Source organism: Streptomyces sp. NPDC005070 (assembly GCF_053600395.1).
In genome coordinates this window covers 1-7,974 of the sequence record NZ_JBSFZS010000205.1, presented here as the reverse complement: position 1 = coordinate 7,974, position 7,974 = coordinate 1, and the positions used below count along the sequence as shown (strand labels likewise).

Annotated in this window: 7 protein-coding genes; 6 read left to right on the top strand and 1 reads right to left on the bottom strand. The window is 69.4% G+C overall.

Annotated elements, in window-relative coordinates; genetic code table 11:
• The 6 genes from ACWEBX_RS35470 to ACWEBX_RS35445 all read left to right on the top strand — a co-directional run.
• Positions 1–483 (top strand): substrate-binding domain-containing protein (locus ACWEBX_RS35470; protein WP_451888871.1); only part of this gene is annotated, 483 nt, incomplete at its 5' end.
• Positions 484–1,056: 573 nt separating this feature from the next.
• On the top strand, positions 1,057–2,367 hold the full coding sequence (locus ACWEBX_RS35465) for an ABC transporter substrate-binding protein (protein WP_451888870.1): 1,311 nt from the start codon (positions 1,057–1,059) through the stop codon (positions 2,365–2,367).
• An 8-nt stretch (positions 2,368–2,375) separates the two neighbouring features.
• Positions 2,376–3,356, top strand: coding sequence for a carbohydrate ABC transporter permease (locus ACWEBX_RS35460; protein WP_451888873.1), 981 nt, complete (start codon positions 2,376–2,378; stop codon positions 3,354–3,356).
• The gene (locus tag ACWEBX_RS35455; protein WP_451888869.1) at positions 3,353–4,249 is read left to right on the top strand and encodes a carbohydrate ABC transporter permease; all 897 of its coding nucleotides are present in this window, start codon (positions 3,353–3,355) and stop codon (positions 4,247–4,249) included. The genes ACWEBX_RS35460 and ACWEBX_RS35455 overlap by 4 nt, the downstream gene beginning before the upstream one ends.
• A 49-nt stretch (positions 4,250–4,298) precedes the next feature.
• The gene (locus ACWEBX_RS35450) at positions 4,299–5,642 is read left to right on the top strand and encodes a glycoside hydrolase family 36 protein (RefSeq protein ID WP_451888872.1); all 1,344 of its coding nucleotides are present in this window, start codon (positions 4,299–4,301) and stop codon (positions 5,640–5,642) included.
• Positions 5,639–7,669, top strand: coding sequence for a beta-galactosidase (locus tag ACWEBX_RS35445; RefSeq protein ID WP_451888868.1), 2,031 nt, complete (start codon positions 5,639–5,641; stop codon positions 7,667–7,669). The genes ACWEBX_RS35450 and ACWEBX_RS35445 overlap by 4 nt, the downstream gene beginning before the upstream one ends.
• A 54-nt stretch (positions 7,670–7,723) precedes the next feature.
• Here the strand turns inward: ACWEBX_RS35445 and ACWEBX_RS35440 are convergent.
• Positions 7,724–7,974, bottom strand: a 251-nt coding sequence (locus ACWEBX_RS35440) for a gas vesicle protein K (protein ID WP_451888867.1), incomplete at its 5' end; no start/stop codon positions are given.

Genomic DNA, 7,974 nt, shown 5'->3' with positions numbered 1-7,974 from the left:
CGTGGTCACTGGAGACGAGGGCGACGTACAACGTCCACTCGCAGAACTCGTTCGACCAGATCCCCTCGCCGGACGACCCGCAGTTCGCGGACAAGGCACGCGGCCGAGGCGGGCCTGCGCATCGCACGGGAGCACATCGTCCACGGCGAGCACACGCGCGAGGCGGGAGCGGAGGGCTTCGAACGGCTGATGCGCGCGCGGCTCCGGCCCGAGGCGGTGCTGTGCGGCAACGACATCACCGCCGTCGGCGCCATGGACACGGCCGAGCGTCTCGGGCTCGACATTCCCGGCGACGTGTCGCTGGTGGGGCACGACGACATCGAGTTCGCCTCGCTCGTCCGGCCGCGCCTGACGACCATCCGCTACCCGGCGCGCGAGGTCGGCCGCGTCGCGGCCGGGCTCCTCCTGGAGCAGATCGACGGCCGGACGAGGCGAAGGACCGTGCGGGTCGGTACGACGTTCGTGGCGCGCGCGTCGGTCTGACGGCCGCGGCCTCCTCGACCGCGCGCGGCCGTCCGGCAGTCGTGAACCGCCGCCCCCGGCCCGCCTGTTCCCCTGCGTGCCTTTGCCGGATCGATAGTCGAGGCCTGTGGCGTAATCGATTACGTTGCGCGAGACTGAGAGTCGGACGAACGCCGACCGGGGGTCCGCAGCCCCTGACCCGTCATCAGTCTGCCGCATTTGGCAGGGAATGGCCCGCTCGCCGATTTGCGCTGCCTGTAAACAAATTCAACCAGCGACTGTTTGCTTTTGGGTGACTGCGTCGCGAAAGCCAACATCGTCATTACGGTTGTGCAGCCCGACGTGTGCAGGTTCGCGAACCGGGCGAGGTGGTGGCTCGACGGCCCGCACCGGTGGCGTTCGCCCCTTTTCCGAGGCCCATGACGGTGGTCCGTGACGTGTCGGTCACGTTTCGGGCAAGGCGGCCGCGAGGTCTTGACGTGGTGACGACATGAGGCTGTCATTACGCCCACGTTGTTCGGTCGAGTTGGTTTCTGATCGATTTCCGGCCTCCCCGCCGTCCAACTCGACCGAACCCTGCCCTCAGGAGCCGTCATGCACCTTCCCCTCTCGGGTCTGTCCGCCCCAACGCCCAGCCGTCGCACCCTCATCCGCGGAATCGGCGGCGCGGTCGCCCTCGGCGCGGGCGTACCCCTGTTGAGCGCCTGCGGCGGCAACGGCACGGCCTCGGACCCCAAGACGGTCACCGTCGGCTCCAACGCGTCCGACGCCGTGCCGAAGAAGGCCTTCGCCGACGTCTACGCGGACTTCAGGAAGCAGTCCGGCCTCGCGGTCGACGTCAACACGAAGGACCACAACACCTTCCAGGAGCAGATCAACTCGTATCTGCAGGGCACGCCGGACGACGTCTTCAACTGGTTCGCCGGGTACCGCATGCAGTTCTTCGCGGCCAAGAAGCTCGCCTCGCCGATCGACGACGTGTGGGCGAAGATCGGGGACAACTTCCCCGAGGCGATGCAGAAGCTCAGCAAGGGCGAGGACGGCAAGTACTACTTCGTTCCGATGACGACGTACCCGTGGGCGGTCTTCTACCGCAAGAGCGTCTTCCAGCAGCACGGCTACAAGGTCCCCACCACCTGGGACGAACTCATCGCCCTGTGCAAGCAGATGAAGAAGGACAAGCTGGTCCCGATCGCCTTCGGTGACAAGGACGCCTGGCCCGCGATGGGCACCTTCGACCAGATCAACTTCCGCCTCAACGGCTACGACTTCCACGTCCAGCTCATGGCCGGCAAGGCCTCCTGGACCGACGCCAAGGTCAAGGCCACCTTCGACCACTGGGCCGAACTCCTCCCGTACCACCAGGACGGCTTCATGGGCCGCACCTGGCAGGACGCCGCGCAGACGCTGGTCGCCAAGAAGGCCGGCATGTACCTCCTCGGCACCTTCGTGGCCCAGCAGTTCACCAACAAGGACGACCTGGACGACCTCGACTTCTTCCCCTTCCCGGAGATCGACTCCGCGTACGGCCAGGACACCGTGGAGGCGCCCACCGACGGCCTCATGGTCAGCAAGGCCCCCAAGAACCACGCCGGAGTCCTCAAGCTGCTGGAGTACATGGGCAGCCCGGCCGCGGAGGAGCTCTACCTCAAGGGCGACCCGAGCGTCGTGGCCGCCTCCAGCAAGGCCGACACCTCCGCGTACTCGCCGCTCCAGAAGAAGGCGTTCGACATGATCGCGGGCGCCAAGACCCTGACCCAGTTCATGGACCGCGACTCCCGCCCGGACTTCACCTCGACGGTGATGCAGCCCGGACTCCAGAAGTTCCTCCAGAACCCCAAGGGCGTGGACAGCTTGCTGTCGTCGATCGAGCGCCAGAAGAAGCAGATCTTCGCGACCGCGTGAACGACATCATGACCACCGACACCACGACGAAGTCCCCGGAGGCGGCCAGCGTGCCGCCTCCGGGCGCTGCCTCCGCGCCGAAGCGGTCGGCACGCGGCCACCGCCGCCTGCTGACCCGCCGTGACCGGTTCACGCTCGCCCTCATGGCGGGCGTGCCCACGGTCCTGCACGTGGCCCTGGTCTGGGTCACCGCCCTCGCCTCCATCGCCCTCGCCTTCACCACCTGGGACGGCATCGGGTTCGACTCGATCAAGTGGGTGGGCCTCCAGAACTTCCATCAACTCTTCAACGACAACCCGCAGTTCTGGCCCGCCGTCCAGCACAACGTCATCTGGTTCGTCGTCCTCATCCTGATCCCGACACCGCTCGGCCTCTTCCTGGCCGTGCAGTTGGACAAGAACATCCGCTTCAGCCGCGTCTACCAGACCGCGTTCTTCCTGCCGGTCGTCATCTCGATGGCCTGCATCGGCTTCGTCTGGCAGCTCGTCTACAACCCGGACACGGGACTCATCAACAGCCTCATCGGCGCCAACACGCCGGGCCACTACATCGACTGGATCGGCGACCCCGATCTCAATCTGTGGGCCGTGCTCGTCGCGGCCTCCTGGCGGCACACCGGCTACATGATGATCCTGTACCTGGCCGGCCTCAAGGGCGTCGACCCCTCCCTCAGAGAGGCCTCCGCGCTGGACGGTGCCAACGAGTGGCAGACGTTCAGACACGTCATCTTCCCGACGCTGCGCCCCACCAACACCGTCGTGCTGGTCGTCACCATCATCGAGGCGCTGCGCGCCTTCGACCTGGTCTTCGTCTTCAACAAGGGCGCCCAGGGGACGGAGTTGCTCTCGATCCTGGTGACCAACAACATCATCGGTGAGTCGAGCCGCATCGGGTACGGCTCGGCGATCGCCGTGGTCCTGCTGGTCATCTCCCTCGTCGTGATCGTCCCCTACCTGATCGCGACCTTCCGGAAGGAGCGGCGAGCGTGAGCGCCTCCACCCTCGTGACCGGCGCGCCCAGGCAGCGCACACCACTGCGCCCGGCCCGCGTCCTGCTGCACGTCTTCCTCGCCGGTACCGCCCTGGCCTGGCTCGCCCCGCTGCTGTGGGCGGTCTTCTCGGCCCTGCGCCCGTACAGCGAGACCAGCGACAAGGGCTATGTGTCCTGGCCGGACACACTGAACCTGGACAACTTCAAGAACGCCTTCGAGCAGTCGGACATGACGCACTACTTCGTCAACACCCTGCTGATCGCGGTGCCGGCCGTGCTGCTCACCCTGTTCCTGTCGTCGATGGTCGCGTTCTACGTCAGCCGCTTCGACTTCCGCCTCAACCTCGCGCTGCTGCTGGTCTTCACGGCCGGCAATCTGCTTCCGCAGCAGGTCATCATCACCCCGCTGTACCGGATGTACCTGCTCACCGACCTGCCGGGCATCACGGCGAGCGGCAAGCTGTACGACTCCGCGCTCGGCCTCGTGCTGATCCACGTGGCCTTCCAGTCCGGGTTCTGCGCGTTCGTGCTCAGCAACTACATGCGCTCCCTGCCGGACGAGCTGACCGAGGCCGCGCTCGTGGACGGAGCCTCGGTCTGGCGGCTGTACTGGCAGATCACCCTGCCGCTGTGCAAGCCCGCGATGGCGGCCCTGGCGACCCTGCTGTCGATCTGGATCTACAACGACTTCTTCTGGGCCCTCGTGCTGATCTCGACCGGCGAGAACATGCCGATCACCTCGGCCCTGAACAACCTCTCCGGCCAGTACTTCACGGATCCCAACCTGGTCGCCGCCGGCGCCCTGCTCACCGCGATTCCCACGCTCGTCGTGTACTTCGCGCTCCAGCGGCAGTTCGTCAGCGGTCTGACCCTCGGCGCCAACAAGAGCTGAGACGACACCACTCGAAAGACTCAGGCGGCTCCACGTGAAAGAGAACGACGTGCCCCAGGCCTTCACCCCCGTAGCCTCACTGCCCGTGGACCCGCGCCCCGCACGGGTCCACGAGGAGGGCTGGCAGTCCTGGAGTCCCAGCGGCTCCTACGCCCTCGACGACGCTCCCCACCGCCCGGCGAACGCCAATTGGGCGACCGTCTGCTACCGGCCCGGCCGCACCGCGCCGCCCGGGACCTTCCAGGGCGAGGGACTGCTCGCGCTGGACCCGGGCGACGGTTCCCCGGTGCGGCTGTGGGCGGCGCCCGACCCGGCCGCCTCGGTGCCCTCGATCCGGCTGGCCGTCCGCGACGGCCGCGCCGAGATCAGCGCCGACGGCCCGGTCACCGAGTCCTCGTACTCCGGACCGGACGGAATCCAGGGCGCGCTCGCCGCCTGGGCCGACGCCCTCGCGACGCCCGGCCCGCGGCCCGCGCCCACGGTGTGGTGCTCCTGGTACGAGTACTTCACCGCCGTCACCGAGGACGACATCCACGAGAACCTCCGTGCCATGGACACCCTCGACCTCCCCGTCGACGTCGTCCAGATCGACGACGGCTACCAGAGCGCACTCGGCGACTGGCTCACCCTCTCCGGCCGCTTCCGCTCCCGCGCCGCCCTCGCCGACGCCATCCGCGCCCGCGGCCGGCGAGCGGGGATCTGGACCGCGCCGTTCCTCGTGGCGCCGCACAGCGAACTCGCCGCGAAGCACCCCGAGTGGCTGGTCCGCGACCCGGCGGGCGCGCCCCTGCACGCGGGCCACAACTGGAACCACGACCTGTTCACCCTCGACATCACCCACCCCGAGGCCCGGTCCTACCTGACCCACGTCTACGCCACCCTGCGGGCCGAGGGCTACGACTACTTCAAGACCGACTTCCTCTACGCGGGCGCCCTGGACGGCGCCCGGCACTCCGGGACCGACGCGCTGACCGCCTACCGCGACGGAATCGCCCTGATCCGCGAAGCCATCGGCCCCGACGCCTACCTCCTCGGCTGCGGAGCCCCCGTCCTCCCGTCCATCGGCCTGTTCGACGCGATGCGGGTCAGCCCCGACACGGCCCCGCACCGGCGTCCCGAAGCCGGCGACAACAGCCAACCCGGCCAGGACGCCGCCGAGTTCACCGGCGTCGGCCGCCAGTGGCAGCACCGGCGCCTGTGGATCAACGACCCCGACTGCCTGATGGCCCGCCCCGCCGTCGAGACCCGGGAACGCTGGGCGGCGCATGTCGAGGCCACCGACGGCCTCATGGCTTCCAGCGACCGGCTGCTGTCCCTCGACGACTGGGGCGTGGCCACCACCCGCCGTCTGCTGTCCTCGGGACACGCGCCGGCCTCGGGAGGAGCCGTATGACCTCCGAACGCACCCTGTCCGTCCCCGGCATCGTCTACGGCGGCGACTACAACCCCGAACAGTGGCCCGAGGAGATCTGGGCCGAGGACATGCGCCTGATGCGCGAGGCCGGCGTCACCATGGTCAGCGTCGGCATCTTCTCCTGGGCCCTCATGGAGCCCTCCGAGGGGCGGTTCGACTTCACCCGCATGGACCGGCTCCTGGACCTCCTCCACGAGAACGGCATCGCCGCCGACCTCGCCACCCCCACGGCCGCTCCGCCCGCCTGGTTCTTGCGGGCGCACCCCGAGGCGCTCCCGACCGACCGGGACGGCCGTACGCAGACGTACGGCAGCAGACAGACGTTCTGCCCGAGCAGCCCCGCCTACCGTGCGGCGGCCCTGCGCGTCACGGGCGCCCTCGCCGAACGCTACGCCGCCCACCCGGCCGTCGTGATGTGGCACATCCACAACGAGTACGGCTGTCACAACGCGGCCTGCTACTGCGACACCAGCGCCCGGTCCTTCCGCACCTGGCTGCGCGCCCGCTACGGCGACGACCTGGCCGCCCTCAACCACGCCTGGGGCACCACTTTCTGGAGCCAGTGGTACTACGACTGGGAGGAGATCCTGCCGCCCCGCGCCACCGGCGCCGTCCCCAATCCCACGCACCAGCTCGACTGGCGCCGCTTCTGCTCCGACGAACTGCTTTCGCTCTACACCGCGGAGCGGGACGTCCTGCGCGCGGCCGCCCCCTCGACACCGGCCACCACCAACTTCATGGTCATGGACACCTTCGACGCGCTCGACTACTGGCGGTGGGCGCCGGAACTCGACATCGTCTCCAACGACCACTACCTGATGTCCGCCGACCCGGCCTCCGAGATCGACGTCGCGCTCTGCGGCGACCTGACACGGTCGCTGGCCGGAGGGCCCTGGCTGCTCATGGAACACTCCACGGGCGCCGTGAACTGGCAGCCCGTCAACCGGGCCAAGGCCCCCGGCGAGATGCGCCGTAACGCCCTCGCCCATGTGGCCCACGGTGCCGACGGCATCGCCTACTTCCAGTGGCGGGCCGCGAAGGCGGGCGCCGAACAGTGGCACTCGGCGATGCTCCCGCACGCGGGCACGGACAGCCGCATCTGGCAGGACGTCGTCCGCCTCGGCGCCGATCTCAAGGCCCTGGCCGAGGTACGCGGCAGCACCGGCACCGCCGAAGTCGCCATCGTCTGGGACTGGAACGCCCGTTGGGCGCTGGAACTGCCCTCTCAGCCCAGTGGCGACCTCCGGTACAAGGATCTGGTCCGTGCCTGGTACGAACCCCTGTGGCGGTCCGGTGTGGCCGTCGACTTCGTCCGCCCGGACGCGGACCTCTCGGCCTACCGCCTCGTCCTCGCCCCGAGCCTCTACCTCGTGGACGAGGCGGGCGCGGCGAACCTGACCGGCCATGTCGAGCGCGGCGGCACCCTCGCGATCGGCTTCCACAGCGGAGCCGTCGACGAGAACTGCCATATCCGGCTGGGCGGTTACCCGGGCGCCTTCCGCGACACCCTCGGCATTCGCGGCGACGAACTCTTCCCTCTCCTCCCCGGCGAGTCGGCCGGACTGACCGGCCAGGTGCCCCCGGGCGCCACGGCCACCCTGTGGTCGGAACGGCTGCGCCTGAACGGCGCCGAGCCCATCGCCACGTACACGGACGGTCCCCTGGCGGGGGTCCCGGCGGTGACGCGACACACCCACGGCGCGGGCATCGCCTGGTACCTGGCGACCCTTCCCGACCCGGACACCCTCACCGCCCTGCTGGACCGTATCCGCACCGAGGCCGGGGTCGGCGACGCCGGCGACCTGCCCCCGGGAGTGGAGACGGTCCGCCGCCGGGGCCGCGACGCCGACTACGTGTTCGTCATCGACCACGCGGGCCGGGGCGCGGAGATCCCGGTCACCCCGGGCACCACCGAACTCCTCACCGGCAAACCCCTGTCGGGCCTTCTGAGGATCGATCCCGGGGAGATCGCGGTGCTGCGGGAGCCGCGGGCGGCGGGCGGGTAGCCCGGCGGTCGTGGGCGGCTCCCGCGAGGTCGTCCTCCGGGGGCTGGGGCCGGGTCAGTCGGGGGGTGGGAGCAGAGGGCCCAGGGGGCCGAGGTCGAGGTTGAGGTCTTCCAGGGTGAGGCCGTGGGTCGCGCACAGGTCTCTCATCCGGTCGTGCAGGACCATGAGCGTCGTGCCCAGCCGCTCCTCGTCCTCCTCGCTGAGATCACCCTGGTCGACCCGGCGCAGCGCCTGACGTTCCATGACCTGCTGATCGGCGGGGCGACCGGGACACCTTCGGGGAAGCGGACGGGACCCGGAACGCC

What these genes read in the sequence shown, in the direction of transcription:
- ACWEBX_RS35460 (WP_451888873.1), top strand. Translation starts at nt 2,376, where the DNA reads ATGACCACCGACACCACGACGAAGTCCCCGGAGGCGGCCAGCGTGCCG.
- ACWEBX_RS35465 (WP_451888870.1), top strand. Translation starts at nt 1,057, where the DNA reads ATGCACCTTCCCCTCTCGGGTCTGTCCGCCCCAACGCCCAGCCGTCGC.
- ACWEBX_RS35445 (WP_451888868.1), top strand. Translation starts at nt 5,639, where the DNA reads ATGACCTCCGAACGCACCCTGTCCGTCCCCGGCATCGTCTACGGCGGC.